The following is a 17,953-nucleotide window of genomic DNA, read 5'->3' as shown; positions in this document are numbered from 1 at the left end:
GGGCGATAAATCGCAAATTTGAAACGACTATTTCAAACACACAAAGATTCTAGCGTGCACGTGCCGTCAGAAGAATACTTGATTTTATCAATTATTACGCGCCGCGGCCCGGGCCGCACGTCTTGCAGCCCTAGCAGCACGGCGCGCCTCTCTTCTAGCGGCGCGCCGTGCTGCTCTGTTTGCTTTGGGCGAAGACGCAGAACTATCACTTGCTGAGCTATCACCACCTGATGACGCACTGGCACTGCTGTCGCTGCCACCACCGGAATTGCTGTTGTCAGCCGCATTGCTTTCGCCCGCGCCGCTATCGTCTGCAGCAGAATCATCGCCCGCGCCGGACTCGCCTGCATCGCTTTCTGAATTGCTATCGCTGTCAGCACCGCCCGCATCATCCGTAGCGGCGCTGGCGACTTCAATAGACTCTAAAGTGCTCGAAACTTCCCCCGACAAACCCAAAAGACCCGACGAGACGTTTGTAACCGTCGAGAGCCCGACTGTTACGATTGTTGCGGTCAGAACAACCCAATCAGTTGTGACACTGCCATCCTCTTTTGAGGAGAACAGTTTTAGCGTCTTTTGTAGATTCAAAAACTTTTTCAAGTGAATCTCTTTTCAGTTATGTCAGCTCATTTTCTGGTTGCTAAGTATACGGGGGAATAGGGCGTTGTTTTGACGCTATTCTGTTCGTCAAACTGGATTTTGAGCTGAAAGAAAAGCAGGGGCCACCATTAAGGTTTTGTTAATAATTTCATTGAAACAAATGGTTAACAATTTATTAACAAATACACGCTGCACTGAATTTGGTTGAATTATGTGCAAATTGGTACAACCTGATCGCGAACGGGAACTGTGCGAGTGTTGCTAAGGAACCTTTTGACAATACGCGACTTGGCCTGAGTATTTCTAAACTAAGCAAAACTAGGGTCTTTTCACCCAGGGCAACTTTGCCCGGTCAATATGGTAGGGAAGCAGGAATTGAGCTGCCTTAACAGCGTCTAAATCAAGATTTGCGAATATGGTTTCACTCGTAGGGCCTGCCCGTGCTAAATCTTTACCATCCGGACCAACGATACAGCTGCCGCCAAAATAGCTCAGACCATTTTCCTGTCCGGCATAGTTTGCGTAACAAACGAAAACACCATTTTCGAACGCGCGTGTCGGAATAAGCTTTTCGGAAACAATTCCCCATTGCTCTCCGAGGGCGGTCGGCACAACGACAAGATCAGCACCTGCCGAAACGACCTGCCTGAAATTTTCAGGAAACTCGGCGTCATAACAGATAAGGGTCGCGATTTTTAAGCCCCCCATCTCGAACAGCGTAAAATCCACACCAGCGTCGAAGTATTCCCCCTCAAAGCCGGGGGGTAAAAGTAACTTGCGATGGTGGCCAACAACTTCACCATTCGCACCATAGCAAATAGCAGAATTGAAAATGGCCCCTTTTCGCTTTTCTGCATACCCAAAATGGATCGCGATTATGTATTTTTGAGCAAGTGCAGCGACGCGTTGTAAAACCGGGCTGTTCTTTTCCTCTGCCCACTCTGAAATTTTTCCACCGACATTGTAACCTGTGAAAAAAAGCTCAGGCAGGATAAGCAGGTCCGCTTTCAAATCACGAATGAGCCAAAGCGTTTCTTTCAACCATTCCAGACGCGCGGTTGGACCTTCGATATCTGCCGGGCATTGCCCAACAACAACCTTCAAGTTGCTCTGCATGACTTAGCCTTTGCTTAGCAATATTTCACGCGGATAGCTTGTGATGTAATCTGAACCTGTTTCGGTAACGACAACAGAATCTCCGATGCGTCCGGCAGTTGCCCCATCGATGGAAATGCCGCCATCAACAGCAAATGTCATACCGGGCTGCAGCACTGTCTTGTCTCCTGCCTTGAGCTCTGGCGCTTCGAGATAGGACACCCCAATTGAGCGGCCCGTGCGATAGCCTGTTTCATAGCCACGTGCGCGATACACTTCGTTTGCAGCCTCGGCAACATCTTCTGCTTTTACACCAGGTTTGATCGCGGCGATTGCCGCCTGCTGCGCGGCGATTGCGGCTTCCTGTACGTCCCTTGCCTGATCGGTGACGTCAACGATATGAAACATGCGGTCAAAGCCCAGCTTGTATTGTTTGAACTGCGCCATGTTGCAGAAACAAAAATAGACCGGGTCAAATTTTTCATATGCCTTCACGCTTGCCCGCCGATGCACCATCGAAGTATCCGCTCCGCTCTGCAAGATTTGCAAGTTATGTATCATCGGCGAAACGAATTTGTCCCAACCCTTGTCAGTAAGAAATGTCGCCGCTTTGCGCGACCCGGCCTCTATCACGGCCAGCGCAGATTCATATTCCTGTGCGCCTTCACGTAAAGAGTCGTGCGCTGCGGTCATCATCGCACCGGCTATCTCACCTGCCTCTTTCATTACACTGATCTCAAGCGGCGCTTTGATCACGCGCAGCGAACCAAGAACAGGTGATATATCAGCCAGCTTTGTACCCGGGTATGTGTCATCCAGGAAATTGCGCACTATGGCCGGGATATGGTTTCGTTCAATCCATATTTCTTTTGGGTTATCGCCCAGAATTTCACCCAGCGCCCTGCCCCAGCTACGTTGACCCATGTCCTCCCAAACCCTGATATCCTCGACCCAGGTCATAGCGCCCACCATCTCGGATTCCATAAGCGGTGTAATCACAACAGGCGCCTCGTCAGCGTCAACAACAAGCATGGTGGGGCGCCCAAATTCGATACCCAAGTATCCCCAAAAACCAGCGAGATAAGCAATCGAGCTTTCGTCGGTGAAAACTGCTTTTCGGATCCCCATATCCTTCATTCGCGCTTGCAGATCACGAGTTCTTACTTTTGCTTCTTCAAGCATGAGATGGTCCTTACTCAAAAAATCAGAGGTTTCAGGTAGGTTTGGCTGCGAATCCTAGAGGATTAGCTTTGCTTCTGCATTGTTGACCTGTATACATCTTTTGTGTCAATAACTAATTTATCAGTCTACAAGTCAAATTTAAACCTATGCTGTATATAGGTATGCAAAGCGAACCCGGTTTTGAACAACTTATCATTCATGAACTTCACTTCGTTAGAAGCGCTGGAACAACTGCATTGAATTCGGAACAAGGAGAGGTTCGTGCCCCTTAGTGATGCGTCAAATACTCTGCCAGAAAGCAACAGCAACAAATCGACTGTTGAAGATATTCAGAGTGGAATTCTGCTTCGCATCTGCTTTTTGGACTATCGTCCGGGCGACCAATTGAAAGAAGCAGATCTGGCAAAGGAATTTGGCGTCAGCCGAACCCCGGTACGGGACGCTATAAGCCGCATCAACCATCTGGGCCTCGTCGAAACGCGCAACGGCGTTGGCACTGTTGTTGTTTCGCTGTCAGATGATGAAGTAATGCAAGTTTATGAAATGCGCCTTCATCTTGCGACCCTAATAGGCAGAACCACACCGACTAAAATCGAGGAGGCTTACAAATCGCAAGCGACAGATTTGCTAAGACAGGCGAACGCATTGGTCGAAGAATTCAATCTACGGTCCTATATCATTCTCAATCACCAGCTGAACATTCTCATCGCAAGCCTGATCGGAAACATCGTATTGCGGTCTTTTTGGCTCCAAACATACTATCAGGCTGCCAGCACGTGGTACCGTGTTGGTGACATCGTTGGACCAGACGTGGCACGGGCGCTGGTTGATGAGCTTACAGAAATCAACGCCGCACTTGCGGCGAACGATTTAGAGGCAGTCGGATATATTCAGAGAATACACATCGGATATGGATTTGAGCGAATAAGAAAGCACCTGTTTTGAGCGCATCAATTGCACGCCGATACCAGATGAAAACTCTGATGCTGCGACTCACTAAATTTTGTGGTATAAATATTACGTCGAAGCTAGTCTAATTCGCTTCAATTCCAAGCATATCTTCTTAACCGAGCGTAAATGAGATGCTTCGAAGGACCGCCGCCAAAGCGCGGCGGTTTTCCTTTAGAGGCCATGATTTTCGACGGTTACACAGATCCACCCGCTGCAACACGTGCCTTATGCGCTGCCAAGCTGCGTTCAAACGTTGTGACATTTTTCAATCTTGCCTCCCAGTCAGCCTTGAACGCCAGCCATTCAGTGCAACGCTGTTGACGCTGGTAACAATCCTTCATGAGCGCCTCACCTTGCTGATACTCAATTGTCTTACGCTCAATTGCGCCAAACGGAGACACCGAAGGACTACAGGCCGTGAGGAAAAGTAAGATTATGAGAGAACCACGCATAACTGGCCCTGAATTATTAACACTTCCAGAGTACATGGCTTTGCAACTTAGACAATGGTAACTAAACGCTGAGATGTGTAGAAGATTAGGAAACAAGGTTACTTTTTATGTCTTCTCGGTTGGCCTGGATCATATCGATCGCAATTTTTGTGTTGATCACCATCGGGACGCTGACCCCTTTGATTGAACCACCCAAGAGACCGGAAATAAGTTCAGACAAACTCCATCATTTGGTGGCGTTTTGGGCGTTGGTCATACCGCTTTGCTACTTTCACTTGCGAAATGCGATCTGGGTACTTCCAGCCGCGATTGTTTACGGGCTTCTAATCGAGATCATCCAGCCGATGGTGGGCCGGCAAGGTGAATACCAGGATTTTCTGGCAGATACGCTAGGAGCCATACTAGGGTATGTCACAGCTTTTCTAGGTGTAACAATCCGCAATTCACGATCTGCGACGAAATCCTAGCATGTTGACTGCTAGACGTTCGCCCGAAGGCGAAACAAAACTAAACTTGATTGTCGGTCATAGCTACGCCTGGTTTTCCCGAATTGCAGCGGACAAAACACACATGAGCTCAAACATGATCGAAACTCCTAGCCAGGCTGTACCGCCTGTGGGATCAAATGGTGGCGATACTTCCACCAAATCTGCCCCAATCAGGTTCACACCTTCAAGCGCACGAACAACCTGCTGCGCCTGAAAACTATTGGGGCCACCAATCTCTGGTGTTCCTGTGCCGGGCGCGAACGTCGGGTCAATGAAATCAATATCGAAGGTGCAATAGGCTGGCTCGGTGCCAACGATACCTCGCACTTCCGCCATGACATCTGCCGCGCCCCTATCAAAAAACTCTTCAATTCGAATAATCCGGATACCTTGATCCAGACCCCATTCAACATCTTCGATATTGTACGCAGTACCGCGAATACCGATTTGAACCATTCGCTTTGGATCAACCAAACCTTCCTCGATCGCGCGGCGAAAAGGTGTTCCGTGGGTATATTTATTGCCACCAAAGTAGCTGTCAAAAAGGTCGGTATGAGAGTCAAACTGGATCAACCCAACAGGCGCATCGCTTGCAAGCCCGCGCAGTATCGGCAGAGCGATCAGATGATCCCCACCCGCCGTCATCGGCGTAATCTTGTTTTGCTTTAAGCCAGCGTAGAAAGTGGAAATGCGTTCCATGCTGTCGTGCAAATCTATTGGGTTTGGTGGCACGTCACCAAGATCTGCACAATTGACCGATGAAAAAGGGTTTATCCCACTCACGGGATTGCCTGCACGGATCATTGTGGAATAGTCACGCAGGCTTCGCGGGCCGTGTCTTGCACCGGGTCGGTTGGTCGTCCCACCATCCCACGGCACACCGACGAGGCCCAATTCGACAGCTGCGTAGTTTGGGTCATCGGAGGTCAGATAAGGCAGACGCATAAAGGTGGGAACACCTGCGTACCGTGGTAAATCCATCGCTGAAACAGGCTGAAAAAACGGATTAATCTTGCGGGTCATGTCTGATCCTCAGGTTCTATCTTGACGCACTGGGTCGTCGCGTGAGCGTCACTTGTTGGTAGCATATGAGCCCCAACGTCTGAAAGGGCGATCAGTTGCTTTTGACCTTTTCGACCCTCAAAACCAGTTAATGCGCCCACTTGCGAGTCTCTTAGATACTTCGCCCTCTAGGTCAGAGAGTACAAAGCGGCCGGTCGATGGCGCCCACCTTGTGTTTTTTCCTCCAGATCCGTAAGCGCCCAATTTGCCATGATCCATTTTCTGAAATTTCGCTTATCCAATGCTTCTCCTTTGATGATTTCAAAAACACTCTGCGCTTGGGCAAGCGTGAATTTTCCCGGCAAAAATTTAAAAACTACCCGTGCAGATTGCGCGATATCGCTTGAAACCATGTTTGCAAGACGCTCCCGGCCCGCGTTCAGAATGTTCTCGTGATCGAAAGCGAGCTTTGGCAGGTCTGACAGATTGTGCCACTGCGCATCGCTTGCATCCGTTGCAGCGCTCAGCACAAGTTTGTCAGACGGAACCAAAGCGAGAAAAGCGATCGTGATCACCCTTTCCCGCGGGTCACGATCAGGTCGGCCAAAGGCACCTAGTTGTTCCAGATGAATACCTGTCAGGCCCGTTTCTTCTGCCAACTCTCGTGCGGCCCCGGTTTCCAGATCTTCATCCATCTGAATAAACCCACCAGGCAACGCCCAGGCCCCCTTAAACGGGTTAAGTTTCCGTTGAATAAGAAGAACATGCAATTCCTCGTCACGGATTGAAAATATCACAATATCTGCCGTGACGGCGGGATGCGGGTAATCATATGTATAACTCATACTGGACCTTTATTTCGAAAACCATGATACGTGTATAATGAACACTAACTGTGAGCAATATCAATTGATCACCTTAGTCGGCATTATGGGTTTCCATCAGAAATTTGGCCGCCCTTATCGAAGGAACGGCCAAATTCAATGAAAAAAGAGGCCTTCAAGGCCTCTTTTTCTTAGTAAGTTTCAAGGTGCAGTTCTGCGTCACACATGCTGTTGTTAAATGTGCCAACCCAGATGTCATACCACCCTTCGGACGGTGAGGTCAGGTAGATGCGGGGGTTGCCGTTTCCGGCAGCGTCGTCATCGAAGAACCAGTTTTCGTTCGCTGTGTTCACCAGAAGTGTTGTGTCACATTCTCCGGTGACCGAAATTTCGAGGGCATAGTCACTGGAGCCATCGTAGTACACTTCGAAATCCGGGCGGTCCGCTACAAAACCGGTTGCTGGTTCTGGGGTCTGATCGCTTACGCGGCAGTAGTCAACCTGGACGTCCCCACCAGCAAGAACTGAATAGCTGTGACGCGTATAAAGTTGCTGGGCATTGCTGTGGATTTCGGTCCGGGCTTCATCACGCCAATCTGGGCAGGCCGCAGAGGCAGAACTTGCTGATCCGATTGTTGAGAGTGCCAGAGGAGTTGCGACTGCGAGTACGAGTGTTTTGAGTTTCATTTTCTATTCCCTTCGTTCTTTGTTTGGTTTGTGTGTTTGTATCTTTTTGATGGTGTTAATTTGACACTAACACTTAGTGTAGTCAACACACTTTCTTTAATTTTTTACTCAGCTCTTGTCAAAAATGAACTAAGCTAATTGATTTTATTGCTTTATTTTTTTTAATTTTTGATCCGGAAACTCAGGTGCAGATCAAATCAACGAATTTTCATTCGTAATTTTGCTAGAATCATTCCTTTGCAGAAGCCGGCATTTCACCTAAGATTCTGGATCAGAAACGGACATCTTCAGGTAAATGAACAACAAAGCCAGAATTTTCATTTCCTATTCGCGTCAGGACGATGCCGTTGCGAACAATATCTACAACGCGCTTAAAGCAGACGGGTTTCAGGTATTCATTGATAGCGAAGATATCCTCTCGCTTGAGGAATGGCGCCCGCGTCTGGCAGAAATGATCCGAAGCGCGGACGTCGTGCTGTGCATTCTTAGTCAGGCATCGCTTTTGTCAGATACCTGCAAGTGGGAACTTGAGTTTGCCAACCAACTCAACAAACGCGTGGTCCCTGTCGCTTTGGAAGATGTCGGCGCAGATTTACCCCCGACAATTGCCCATATTAACTACATTCCCCTCTATGGAAACGTCGTCTTTGAGCCGCAACTGGAAAAAGCAAAGTTCGCCTTTGACGCGGATATCGAATGGATACGCGCCCACACGCGATTTGGTGAACTGGCGAACCGGTGGGTCAACAAGATAGGCACTGAACTGCGCGGCAAAGACCTGCGTAATGCTATCGACTGGTTAAACAGACAGCCCAACAATACACCTGATCCCACACCTGAACTGAAGCGATTTATCGCCGTAAGCAGGCGAAAGGCACGTCGCAACATGGGCCTTAACCTGATCGCAGTAGTCTCAATTGTCATTGCGGCCGGTTTTATAGCAGTCCTTCAAAAACAGCGCGCGAGTTTAGAATTCGCGAAAGAACAGCAACGCATTGCGCGACAAGCCCGTGATCTTGCCACACGCAATCCGGAAGAGGCCATAAGAATGGCGCTAGGCGTTTGGCCACCAGCGGCAAGCACCCAGGAAAGCGGCCCTATGGATGCTTTAAATGCCGTCAGCACAGCGATTGCGAACCAACGCCTTCGTGTCCACATCACTTCGCAAAAAGGCCCGGTTTTACATGCGGCGTTCACGCCCGATCAGCAATACATTGTGACTGCAATGAACCGGCAGACCGTTCAGTTATATGACGCTGTTACCGGGGCCTCCTTTGGTAAATCCCTGAATACACCTGGGCCTGCGACCACATTTAATTTTTCGCCAGACGAGCAACGTATCGCTGTTGCATCTGGAAAAAACGTCATCGTTTGGGATATCAGTTCACGCGTCCGAACCGGCACGAAGATCGAGAACAATGTAGACGTCTCCGCTGTTACCTTTACTCCTGATGGGAAAACAATTGTGACAGCCGCCGTCGACAGGGCGCTTCGCTTCTGGAATCCGGACACGGGCAAGGAAACGCGGCCTGCACTTCAGATGGATGCTGCCATCGTTGATGTTTTCTTTGGGGGCGATAAGGGCTCACTGCTGGTCGTCACGGGTGAAAGAGTGCGCATTTTTGACTTTCCAAGTGGTACCGAAAAACGTGACCCAATCCAACATGTCGGTCAGATTACGCGAGCTGATATTTCGCCAGATGGTCACTCCATCGTAGCCGCCGCCAACAATATGGTCGGGGTATGGAAGTTTGAGACTGGTCTTGCACTGCTAGAGCCACAGCCGATCTATCCGAAAGGTACCGAAATTGGCAGCATCGCGTTTTCGCCTGACAGCACACGCATCGTAACCGTCTCCACCGGCAAAACTGTTCTTATGTCATCGGCGGAAAACGGTAACGAAATGCTTGAGATTCGCAATTCCTCTAGCCGCTTTACGCAGGCAGCGTTTTCACCTGATGGCAACCGGATCGTTACAAGTTCCGAAGCAGCCGCGCATGTATACGAGGTAGCACTTGGACTACATCGGCGTCTTGGCCAAACCTCGGCACATGACAGTTTGATCGAGGCATCCCTGGCATCTGCGGTGCCTTATGAACGATCGCTCATGTCTCACAATCGTGAAATTACGGCAACTGTCCCCGAAGACAACGTTGTCGCGCTTGAAAGCACCAGCTCCGGGCGTCCAATTTCTAATCGGACTCTGTACCACAGTGGAATTGTATCAAGCGTTGCGTTTTCACCTGATGATCGTTTTCTCGTAACGGCTGCAGATGATGGCAGTGTCCGGATATGGGACACGCAGTCCAGTCTTTTGCTGTTTATGCTTCGCCATCCCGGGAAACCAATTGATACGAGCCTTTCGGCGGATTTCACCGACGAGGGCCAACATGTCGTCACGTGGCGAGAAACGGATGACATACGAGTCTGGAACGTAAATCTGCCGGGGGGAAATCTGATGCAAACTGCCTGTTTGGTTTTGCCCTTTAAAGATGGATATCGCACAATCGTGCCCCCGGTACGAAACACGGATGAAGTTACCACGCTGCAGATCGATGATTGTTCAGACTACTCACCCCAGATGCCAGTTTATCACGAATAGATCTTACAAAGGTCAATTGCCTGATTTTCCAGTTCGCAAGTGTAACCACATTCAGCGGCATTTCATATTCCCTTCATATTCATTTCATCAAGCACAAATCCTCGTTAGTTGGTGGTGAAACCTAAAGATGGCAGTATATGTTTATCGCTGCCAGACAGGCCTCTCCAAAGCCTAGTATTTTAAGGAAACGCGATGAGCACTGAACAAAAACGCGCGAATTTTGCCCTTCAGGGCGGCGGTGCCCATGGCGCGTTCACTTGGGGTGTCCTTGACAAAATATTCGAGGATGGGCGGATCGATATTGCCGCAATCTCTGGCACATCAGCCGGAGCTATGAATGCGGTTATCTGCGCTGATGGTATCATGCGTAGTGGTAAAGAAGGCGCACGCGAAGCCATGCACTGCTTTTGGCACAAGATGAGCGAAAACGGACGTGCCAGCCCGGTACAAAGACATCCCATAGACGTTTTCATGGGAAACTGGAGTTTGGAAAGATCGCCCGGATACCATTTTTTCGAGGCTCTTTCCCGGGTTTACTCGCCTTATCAGCTAAATCCAATGAACATCAATCCGCTGAAGCAGGTGCTGGAAGAAACCGTCGATTTTGACCGTGTCCGATCCTGTGACAAAATGAAAATTTTTATCTCCGCAACGAATGTCGAAACAGGCCGTGTTCAGGTTTTCAATCGCAAGGAATTGACCGCTGACATGGTCATGGCGTCTGCTTGTCTTCCACTCATCTATCAAGCCGTCGAAATTGATGGCGTACCCTACTGGGATGGTGGCTATATGGGGAACCCGTCTTTGTTTCCGTTCCACACTGAATCTGATTGCGCAGATATCGTGGTCGTCCAGATCAATCCTATAGAAAGAAAAGGAGCGCCTAAAAGCGCGCAGGACATTTTGAACCGGGTCAATGAAATCAGCTTTAACGGAAGCCTTCTGAAAGAACTGCGTTCGATCGATTTCGTTTCACGTTTGATACGTGAAGGAAGTTTGTCCCCGGATGAATATCGCGACACAAGGGTGCATATCATCGAAAACCAGAAAGAGCTTATGCCGCTTGGCGCATCGTCAAAAATGAATGTTGAGTGGAAATTTTTGACACATCTCAGGGATCTTGGTCGTCAGACCGCCGCCGACTGGCTCAAAGAAAACCACGCCCACATTGGGGAAAAATCAACAGTCGACTTGCGCGCCATGTTTCAGGGTATCGGGGCGCAGCATCAGGGTTAAATATCTACTGTGAAAGACGCAAAATCCTTTGCGACGCAGGCTGCGGCGGTCTTCAGCAAAATCTCTCCTTGCTCTCTAGACGCCAAAGCCGAGTGGGACCCAACTCGGCCATCGGGAAAGGCCACACGGTGTTCTGCGGCAGGGCCATGTTTATCACCGGCATGTGTTTGAATAAATTCAGAAGAGAGTTTCACAGGTGGGTTCTGTGCTTGTCCGGGTAGAACCGCACGATGATTAACCTGTGTGATTGATATTTCTGACGGGGTCGCGTGCATGCCTTCCCAGTCACCATACCACTCACGGCGCAGGTTGTTCACCGGTTCAAAGTCCCACCAACTGCGCGCCCTAACCTTTTTTTCATCCAAACGAGCGGCTTCAATTCGTAGCGGCTCAAGGTTTGCTCCATGACCATTCAGAACGTAGATCCGCTTGAAGCCTTGCGAAATCAAACCTTCGAACAGCTCTCTTACAACGGCCTGATAGGTTGCAAATGAGAGCGACATAGTACCCGGAAAGTCCATGTTGAATGGGGCGGGCCCATAACAAAGTGTTGGTGCAACAATTGTATTTGTCAGTTCCGCTGCGGCCTGCGCAATATCCTCTGCACAAATAGCATCTGTACCGATCAATCCCATTGGTCCGTGCTGTTCAATTGAACCCGTCGGCAGAATAATGGCGGGCGCGCGTGCCAGATGTGCGTCAACCTCTTGCCACGTCATGAGATCAAGTTTCATTCAGTCGCCTTTGCCAAATAGCCCAGCAACCGTGGTAAATACTCCGAAAGCTCGGCATCAACGGCCGCGTGACGCCGAAGGTCTTCACGATAGGTGCGAATTGCATCTGGCCAATTAACAGGCAACCCGATCGCCTGTTCCAATGCGGCAATCCATTCAACCGAAATTGCAAATCCGATATCGCCCAGCCATAGTGCATCACGTGACAGTGGGGCCGTCTCCAACAACCGAGCGAGTGTTTTCAGATGGCGTGATAAAACTTCACCACCGGCACGAAGACGCGCGTCGTCACGTGCCGCTTTGGGGATCAGCGAAAAAAGCTGGCGCAATGCAGGTTCAAGGCGCGTGTCATGAAACCGCGCTCTTTCTCGAATCTTGGCGCGGCCTGTAAGATCATCAGGCAACATCGCTGGCTCAGGGTATTTCTCGTTCAGGTATTCAGCGATCGCCTCTGAATCAGCCAGCAAAAGGTCTTTGTCGATCAATGCAGGTAAATTCCCGGATGGAACGATTTTTTTATATTCGTCCGAACCATAGCCACCCGGCGGTGACAATTCTTCCCATTCAAGGGATTTGTGTCGGAGCAAAATTCGCAGCTTAGCGCAGTAAAGGCTAACCGGGATTGCATAGATTGTTAGCATCGCGAAAAGGGGGCTTTCGCCCCCTGCCCTTTGATCAATTCAGCAACTGCCATTTGCGGCCCAGTTCTTCGAAGAACCCCTGTTCCTGCTTCAGACCAATCCATGTGTTTACATAGTTGATCCAGACCTGATCATCCTGCGGTAAAAGCATGGCGATTGGCGTTGGTGCGCGTGGCGCAGAAACTGGCACGATCATCATCTGTTCGTACTGCGCAACCAGCTTGTTCGCCTCGACGTTAGACGTGATATGCGCATCTGCACGACCGGAAAGCACTTCCTGAAAATCACGCGCGGGGGCTTCGACAATGCGATGTTGCGCATTCGGGAAAAACTCTTTCACCTGGGTTTCCTGTGTTGTGCCAAGCGTTGCTGCGACAGTCACGTCAGGCTGATCAAGATCTCCCCAGTCATTGAAACGCCCCTCGTTCGTGCGAAGCGTAAGTGGCACGGTCGCAAGCGAGAAATAGCTATGGGAGTATCCCGCCGCTTTTGCGCGCGCGGGCGAGACTGAGGCAGAGCCTGTCATGTGGTACTGGCCAGAGGTCACACCGCTGACAAGTGTTTTCCAGTCTGTCGGTACAAATTCAATCTCGACACCTAAATCAGCAGCCAGCTGGGTCATCACATCAATATCGTAACCACGGTAGGAATTGGTTGCCGGGTCACGCATTGTCATCGGATTCCAATCTCCGGTTGTGCCCACCTTAAGCACACCCTCAGACAAAATTTCATTCAATGCAGATTGTGCCTGCGCGCTGGCGGCGCAAACGACGACGATAAAGGCTGTAAAGGCAGCTTTTAGCAATTTCATGGAAATCTCCCTGTTCGCTTTAACTAGTGCAGGTTGGTCCAATTTCTGGCGGCGTACATAAACTAAGTAAATTGCACCACAGTTAACTACCTGCTTTACTCAGTAAACGCCGCAGGGGAAAAATATGCAACCAACCACGCAAAACCCAATAATCAAAATACGGCGGGCCAGCAAATTTTTTGGTCCTTTTCAGGCACTCAAAGACGTTTCACTGGATGTTGATCTTGGAGAACGTGTTGTCGTCTGCGGGCCATCAGGGTCTGGAAAATCCACTTTAATCAGATGTATTAACCGCCTTGAGAAACATGAAGCCGGTCAGATTACGGTTGATGGAACTGAATTGTCTGACAGCCGTGAAAGCCTTACCAAGGTGCGAACGACCGTCGGAATGGTGTTTCAGCAATTCAATCTGTTTCCACATTTGACGGTTCTCGAAAACCTGACTTTGGGGCCCAAAAGGGCCCTCAAGATTTCGGATAAGGAGGCAACTGAAAGGGCGATGGACTATCTGGAACGAGTGCGCATCCCGGACCAGGCAGATAAATATCCACGCCAGCTTTCTGGAGGCCAGCAACAAAGGGTCGCAATCGCACGCAGCCTTTGTATGGAGCCCCGAATTTTGTTGTTTGACGAGCCGACATCAGCGCTTGATCCGGAAATGATAAACGAAGTGCTTGACGTAATGGTCGAACTTGCGGAAAGCGGCATGACAATGATTTGTGTCACACATGAAATGGGGTTTGCCCGCAAGGTTGCTGATAAAATGGTTTTCATGGATCACGGTGAAATTGTCGAAGCGTCAGATACCGAAAGCTTTTTCACCACACCGAAAAGCAAGCGGTGTCAGGACTTCCTCGAAAAAATTCTGAGGCATTAGGGGAAGACTATGAAACGCATATTTCTATTTCCGACCCTGCTTCTTATGCTTTCTGGCTGCTCTGGAAATTGGGGGTGGTATGTCGTCAACCCAACAACCACCGGCGGCTGGAACAACCTGAGCTTCATGATCGGCGGCGCCTACAACACAATCCTGATGTCGATGACGGCGATTTCCATTTCGATCGTGGTCGGCCTGATAATCGCGCTGCCCGGTCTGTCCGAGAAACGCAGTCTGAAATCAATCAACAGGGTCTATGTTGAAGTTGTGCGCGCCGTTCCTATCCTCGTTCTGATCCTATGGGTTTACTATGGCCTGCCCCAGCTAATGGGCATAACGCTTAATGTCTTTTGGGCGGGTGTTCTGGCGCTCGCGCTCTCTGACAGTGCGTTTCAGGCTGAAATCTTTCGCGCAGGCATCCAGTCAATAGACAAGGGACAGTATGAAGCATCGCAATCCGTTTCACTGAATTACACGGATACAATGCGTTTCGTAATCCTGCCGCAAGCGATCCGGCGTATCCTGCCCGCGCTTGGGAACCAATTGGTTTACATGTTGAAAATGTCATCGCTTGTTTCGATCATTGGATTGCAAGAACTGACACGAAAAGCAAACGAGCTTGTCGTGTCTGAGTATCGACCGCTTGAAATCTACACCATCCTTGTCCTTGAATACCTTGTGCTAATTCTGATCGTCTCGGCGGGGGTACGGTGGCTTGAGCGTAGAATGCAAGCAAGTGAAATCTAAGGGGGAGCCGCATGTCAGCATGGATTGAAATGATTTCCGATGAAGAGGCGAACCCAGCCTTGAAGGAAGCGCTTGATTTTGCGCGTACACCACATGGAACGGTAGACAACGTAATGCGTGTCCACTCTTTACGGCCAAGCACCATGACCGGACATGTTAAGCTTTATCGCGCGTGCCTGCATGACGAGAGTAACACAATCCCGATGTGGTTTCAGGAGGTGATAAGCTCTTATGTCTCCAAGCTGAACGAATGTCCCTATTCCTACGCCAATCACTGGTCTAATGCGCAACACCTGATAGGGGACGATGCGCGTTCTGATACAATAGAAACGGCTTTGAAAGCAAATCGGCCGGAAGATGCGTTTGAAGGAGCAGAGCTTGCACTGCTGCACTACGCTGAAAAGCTTACCATCAAACCCGGCAATATTGAAAAGGCGGATGTAGACGCCCTAAAAACAGCCGGCGTTGACGATGGTGAAGTCCTCGAAGCGAACCAGATTATCTGCTATTTCAACTACGTGAACCGACTTTTGAACGGGCTTGGGGTGACTACTGAAGGCGACACCGTTGGCTATTATGTAAAGGACGAAACTTAATCCGAAGAAAACGGATCTCGATAGAGGAGAGTCCAATGAGCTACGCAGACGCAAAGCAGGTCAGCAGCGACGTTATTCCAGTCATCGACATCACGTCACTTCGCGACGGGACCGATGCTGAAACAGTGGCTCGTCAGTTACATGTTGCCAACACCGGACTTGGGTTTATCTATATCAAAGGTCACGGCATCCCCAATGAACTGATCACGAAAACACGTACTGCTGCGTTCGAGTTTTTTCGCGCCTCGCCCAAAAATAAGGAAGCTGTGCGTGTTTCCAAAAGCCACCGCGGCTGGATCGCTGTTGGTGGCGCAAAGATGGAAGATGACGCAAAGCCCGATCTAAAGGAAAGCTTCGTCTGGGGGTATCAGGACAAGACCGGCAATATGCCTGATGACCACGAGCTGCGCGGCGAAAACCAATGGCCTACCTTTTCGCCAAACATGGAAAACATTGCAATGGAGTACTTTGAGGCTGCGCATTTAGTTGCACATTGCCTGATGCAGGGCTTTGCATTGGGCCTTGGTCTGGAGCGCGACTTTTTCCTGCAAACAAATGACGCCCCCTTAAGCCGTGCTTCAATGGTTTATTATCCAGCGCAGCCTGAAGCCGCAGGCAAAGATCAGTTTGGCGTCGGCGCGCATACAGATTTTGGCGTTTTGACTGTCTTGTGTCAGGACGATGTTGGCGGCCTTCAGGTGCAGGATATAAACGGCGAATGGATTGCCGCACCCCCGATTGAAAACACCCTGATTATCAATGTCGCTGACCTGTTAAGTCGCTGGACCAATGGGGCCTATAAATCAACGCCACATCGCGTTGTGAATAGATCAGGAAGGGAACGGCTGTCTCTTGTTCTGGCATATGATCCAAATCCCGAAACCATGATCGACGCGCGCGATGTTTTTGGGCCCGAATGCGCACCTGAAAATCCGCCAATAACCTGTGGCGATTATCTCAACTGGCGCTTTGCCAAGGCTTTCAGTCACAAAAAAGCGTAGCGTGGGCACATCGACGGAGCGCTCAGCCCTTCGAAATCGTGTAAACTAGCTCGGGCTGATTGCATTTTACCCGTGTCAGGTGGTTTCTGTTTCTCCGACGATCTCGGCAAATTTAGCGAAAAACATTGCTGAGAGTTTCTTGGCGGTGCTGGTCATCAACCGACTGCCTAGCTGCGCAATTTTCCCGCCCACTTCTGCCTTGGCAGTATACTTAAGGAGGGTTGAATCTCCCTGATCAACCAACTCCACATCAGCGCCGCCCTTTGCAAACCCGGCGACCCCACCATTGCCTGCCCCGACAAGTGAGAACCGATTGGGCGCACCTTCGGTATCTAGCGTAACATTTCCATTAAACCGCGCTTTTACTGGGCCGACTTTAAGAACGACTTTGGCTTCAAGCTCCGTATCAGAGTGTTTGATAAGCTCTTCACATCCCGGGATGCATTCTTGCAGGATTTCCGGATCATTCAGTGATGCGTATACTTTTTCCATCGGGGCGGGAATTGTGATTTCGTCGTTAAGTTCCATATTCAGTTTTCCTCTTCGAACAGGCGGAATTCAAATTTTTTAGTCGGGAAAGATAACGCATCAACCCTATGATTTGGCGCGTATGCGCTGATGTGATCTTCGGTGCGCGACAACCTCGGAAAGAATAGACAGCGCAATCTCGTCAGGCGTTATTGCCCCGATATCAAGACCGGCAGGCGATTTAACATTATCCAGCAATTCTTGGGAAATGCCAGCATCGATCAACCGCTGACGTATCGTTTCAAATTTTTGGCGGCTCCCGACGAAAGCAATGTAGGATGCTCCGGATGACAGTGCCGCACGCATGGCCGGCTCATCCCCCTGACCCTGCGTTGCAACAACAACAAACTGAGCACCGCCGGAGCTCGCGGTAAATTCATAAGAACCTTGAAGATTTTCAACAACAGGCGCGTCCGCAGCCCGCAATTCAGGTGCGCAAAGCGTTCGAGAAAAATTAAACCCGCCTGCAAGGTCCGCAAGCGACAAGGCGACCGGGCTTCGGCCACAAATTACCAGCTCAGCTTGCGGGATAACCGGTTCAATAAAAATATCCATCGATCCTTTGCTGGGGCATCCATTGCGGGCAAAGCGGATACCATCTCGTTCGTCGCCTGGTGCCACCCCTTCCGCTTTCAGAAGTCCCTCTGGCTTAAGCGAAATAAATTGTGCAGCACCTTCCTTCATCGCGATCAGTGACGCTTTCTTGACTGCGGATCGCACACATCCGCCGCCAATCCAGCCTTCAGTAATTGCGCCGTCCTCCAAAACGATTGCCTTGTCTCCGGGTTTAGCAGAAGTCGCGTTGACGGTGCGCACGACGGTGGCGATAGCGAAAGGGGCACCTGATGCGCGCAATTTCGATATGTGATCTTCAATGAATGTATCGTTCATTCTGCCCAC

20 protein-coding genes are annotated in these 17,953 nt (G+C 50.0%); 8 read left to right on the top strand and 12 right to left on the bottom strand.

What is annotated here, in order from left to right:
• Nucleotides 1–87: 87 nt before the first annotated feature.
• From MWU63_RS03840 to MWU63_RS03830, 3 genes are all read right to left on the bottom strand, one after another.
• Nucleotides 88–600, bottom strand: coding sequence for a hypothetical protein (locus tag MWU63_RS03840; protein WP_213887479.1), 513 nt, complete (start codon nt 598–600; stop codon nt 88–90).
• 318 nt (nt 601–918) lie between these two features.
• Nucleotides 919–1,716, bottom strand: a complete 798-nt coding sequence (locus tag MWU63_RS03835) for a carbon-nitrogen hydrolase family protein (RefSeq protein WP_213887478.1) — start codon at nt 1,714–1,716, stop codon at nt 919–921.
• A gap of 3 nt (nt 1,717–1,719) precedes the next feature.
• A complete protein-coding gene (locus MWU63_RS03830) occupies nt 1,720–2,877 on the bottom strand; it encodes a Xaa-Pro peptidase family protein (protein WP_213887477.1) in 1,158 nt (385 codons plus the stop codon).
• Between the two features lie 261 nt (nt 2,878–3,138).
• Here MWU63_RS03830 and MWU63_RS03825 point away from each other — a divergent pair, with 261 nt between their 5' ends.
• On the top strand, nt 3,139–3,822 hold the full coding sequence (locus MWU63_RS03825; protein ID WP_213887476.1) for a GntR family transcriptional regulator: 684 nt from the start codon (nt 3,139–3,141) through the stop codon (nt 3,820–3,822).
• A gap of 200 nt (nt 3,823–4,022) precedes the next feature.
• Here MWU63_RS03825 and MWU63_RS03820 read toward each other — a convergent pair whose 3' ends face one another.
• A complete protein-coding gene (locus tag MWU63_RS03820) occupies nt 4,023–4,280 on the bottom strand; it encodes a hypothetical protein (RefSeq protein ID WP_213887475.1) in 258 nt (85 codons plus the stop codon).
• Between the two features lie 107 nt (nt 4,281–4,387).
• Here MWU63_RS03820 and MWU63_RS03815 point away from each other — a divergent pair, with 107 nt between their 5' ends.
• Entirely contained in the window at nt 4,388–4,747 is a 360-nt protein-coding gene (locus tag MWU63_RS03815) for a VanZ family protein (RefSeq protein ID WP_213887474.1), read from the top strand.
• A gap of 63 nt (nt 4,748–4,810) precedes the next feature.
• Here the strand turns inward: MWU63_RS03815 and MWU63_RS03810 are convergent, their stop codons facing one another.
• From MWU63_RS03810 to MWU63_RS03800, 3 genes are all read right to left on the bottom strand, one after another.
• A complete protein-coding gene (locus MWU63_RS03810; RefSeq protein WP_213887473.1) occupies nt 4,811–5,791 on the bottom strand; it encodes an agmatinase in 981 nt (326 codons plus the stop codon).
• A 167-nt stretch (nt 5,792–5,958) separates the two neighbouring features.
• Nucleotides 5,959–6,615 carry an NUDIX domain-containing protein gene (locus MWU63_RS03805; RefSeq protein ID WP_213887472.1) on the bottom strand — a complete coding sequence of 219 codons (657 nt, stop codon included), beginning with the start codon at nt 6,613–6,615 and terminating at the stop codon, nt 5,959–5,961.
• A gap of 170 nt (nt 6,616–6,785) precedes the next feature.
• Nucleotides 6,786–7,280 (bottom strand): hypothetical protein, encoded by a 495-nt coding sequence (locus MWU63_RS03800; RefSeq protein ID WP_213887471.1) that lies wholly within the window; start codon nt 7,278–7,280, stop codon nt 6,786–6,788.
• A gap of 295 nt (nt 7,281–7,575) precedes the next feature.
• Between MWU63_RS03800 and MWU63_RS03795 the strand changes: the two genes are divergently transcribed.
• Together MWU63_RS03795 and MWU63_RS03790 are read left to right on the top strand one after the other, a co-directional pair.
• Nucleotides 7,576–9,882: a toll/interleukin-1 receptor domain-containing protein gene (locus MWU63_RS03795; RefSeq protein WP_213887470.1), complete on the top strand. Its 2,307-nt coding sequence runs from the start codon at nt 7,576–7,578 to the stop codon at nt 9,880–9,882.
• Between the two features lie 192 nt (nt 9,883–10,074).
• On the top strand, nt 10,075–11,118 hold the full coding sequence (locus MWU63_RS03790) for a patatin-like phospholipase family protein (protein WP_213887469.1): 1,044 nt from the start codon (nt 10,075–10,077) through the stop codon (nt 11,116–11,118).
• On the opposite strand, the gene MWU63_RS03785 is transcribed toward MWU63_RS03790, so the two are convergent.
• The 3 genes from MWU63_RS03785 to MWU63_RS03775 are packed head-to-tail and all read right to left on the bottom strand — an operon-like array spanning nt 11,115 to nt 13,304.
• Nucleotides 11,115–11,852 (bottom strand): creatininase family protein, encoded by a 738-nt coding sequence (locus MWU63_RS03785; protein WP_213887468.1) that lies wholly within the window; start codon nt 11,850–11,852, stop codon nt 11,115–11,117. The two genes, MWU63_RS03790 and MWU63_RS03785, sit on opposite strands and share 4 nt — an antisense overlap.
• On the bottom strand, nt 11,849–12,493 hold the full coding sequence (locus tag MWU63_RS03780) for a glutathione S-transferase family protein (RefSeq protein ID WP_213887467.1): 645 nt from the start codon (nt 12,491–12,493) through the stop codon (nt 11,849–11,851). Before MWU63_RS03780 ends, MWU63_RS03785 begins: the two co-directional genes overlap by 4 nt.
• 34 nt (nt 12,494–12,527) lie before the next feature.
• Nucleotides 12,528–13,304: a transporter substrate-binding domain-containing protein gene (locus tag MWU63_RS03775; RefSeq protein WP_213887466.1), complete on the bottom strand. Its 777-nt coding sequence runs from the start codon at nt 13,302–13,304 to the stop codon at nt 12,528–12,530.
• Between the two features lie 124 nt (nt 13,305–13,428).
• On the opposite strand from MWU63_RS03775, the gene MWU63_RS03770 reads away from it, so the two are divergent.
• From MWU63_RS03770 to MWU63_RS03755, 4 genes are read left to right on the top strand one after another with little or no spacing between them, the layout of a single operon-like run.
• A complete protein-coding gene (locus MWU63_RS03770; RefSeq protein ID WP_246531567.1) occupies nt 13,429–14,181 on the top strand; it encodes an amino acid ABC transporter ATP-binding protein in 753 nt (250 codons plus the stop codon).
• 9 nt (nt 14,182–14,190) lie between these two features.
• On the top strand, nt 14,191–14,928 hold the full coding sequence (locus MWU63_RS03765) for an amino acid ABC transporter permease (RefSeq protein WP_213887465.1): 738 nt from the start codon (nt 14,191–14,193) through the stop codon (nt 14,926–14,928).
• An 11-nt stretch (nt 14,929–14,939) separates the two neighbouring features.
• Nucleotides 14,940–15,524, top strand: a complete 585-nt coding sequence (locus MWU63_RS03760) for a peroxidase-related enzyme (RefSeq protein ID WP_213887464.1) — start codon at nt 14,940–14,942, stop codon at nt 15,522–15,524.
• A gap of 35 nt (nt 15,525–15,559) precedes the next feature.
• Complete coding sequence (locus tag MWU63_RS03755; RefSeq protein ID WP_213887463.1) at nt 15,560–16,525, top strand: 2-oxoglutarate and iron-dependent oxygenase domain-containing protein; 966 nt, start codon at nt 15,560–15,562, stop codon at nt 16,523–16,525.
• A 75-nt stretch (nt 16,526–16,600) separates the two neighbouring features.
• On the opposite strand, the gene MWU63_RS03750 is transcribed toward MWU63_RS03755, so the two are convergent.
• Entirely contained in the window at nt 16,601–17,053 is a 453-nt protein-coding gene (locus MWU63_RS03750) for a carbon monoxide dehydrogenase subunit G (RefSeq protein ID WP_213887462.1), read from the bottom strand.
• A 66-nt stretch (nt 17,054–17,119) separates the two neighbouring features.
• Entirely contained in the window at nt 17,120–17,944 is an 825-nt protein-coding gene (locus MWU63_RS03745) for an XdhC family protein (RefSeq protein ID WP_213887461.1), read from the bottom strand.
• Between the last annotated feature and the right edge of the window lie 9 nt (nt 17,945–17,953).

Source organism: Pseudohalocynthiibacter sp. F2068 (assembly GCF_023015645.1).
GTDB lineage: Bacteria > Pseudomonadota > Alphaproteobacteria > Rhodobacterales > Rhodobacteraceae > Pseudohalocynthiibacter > Pseudohalocynthiibacter aestuariivivens.
Note: the sequence above shows the minus strand (reverse complement) of the source record. Positions and strands in the feature narration are given on the sequence as shown.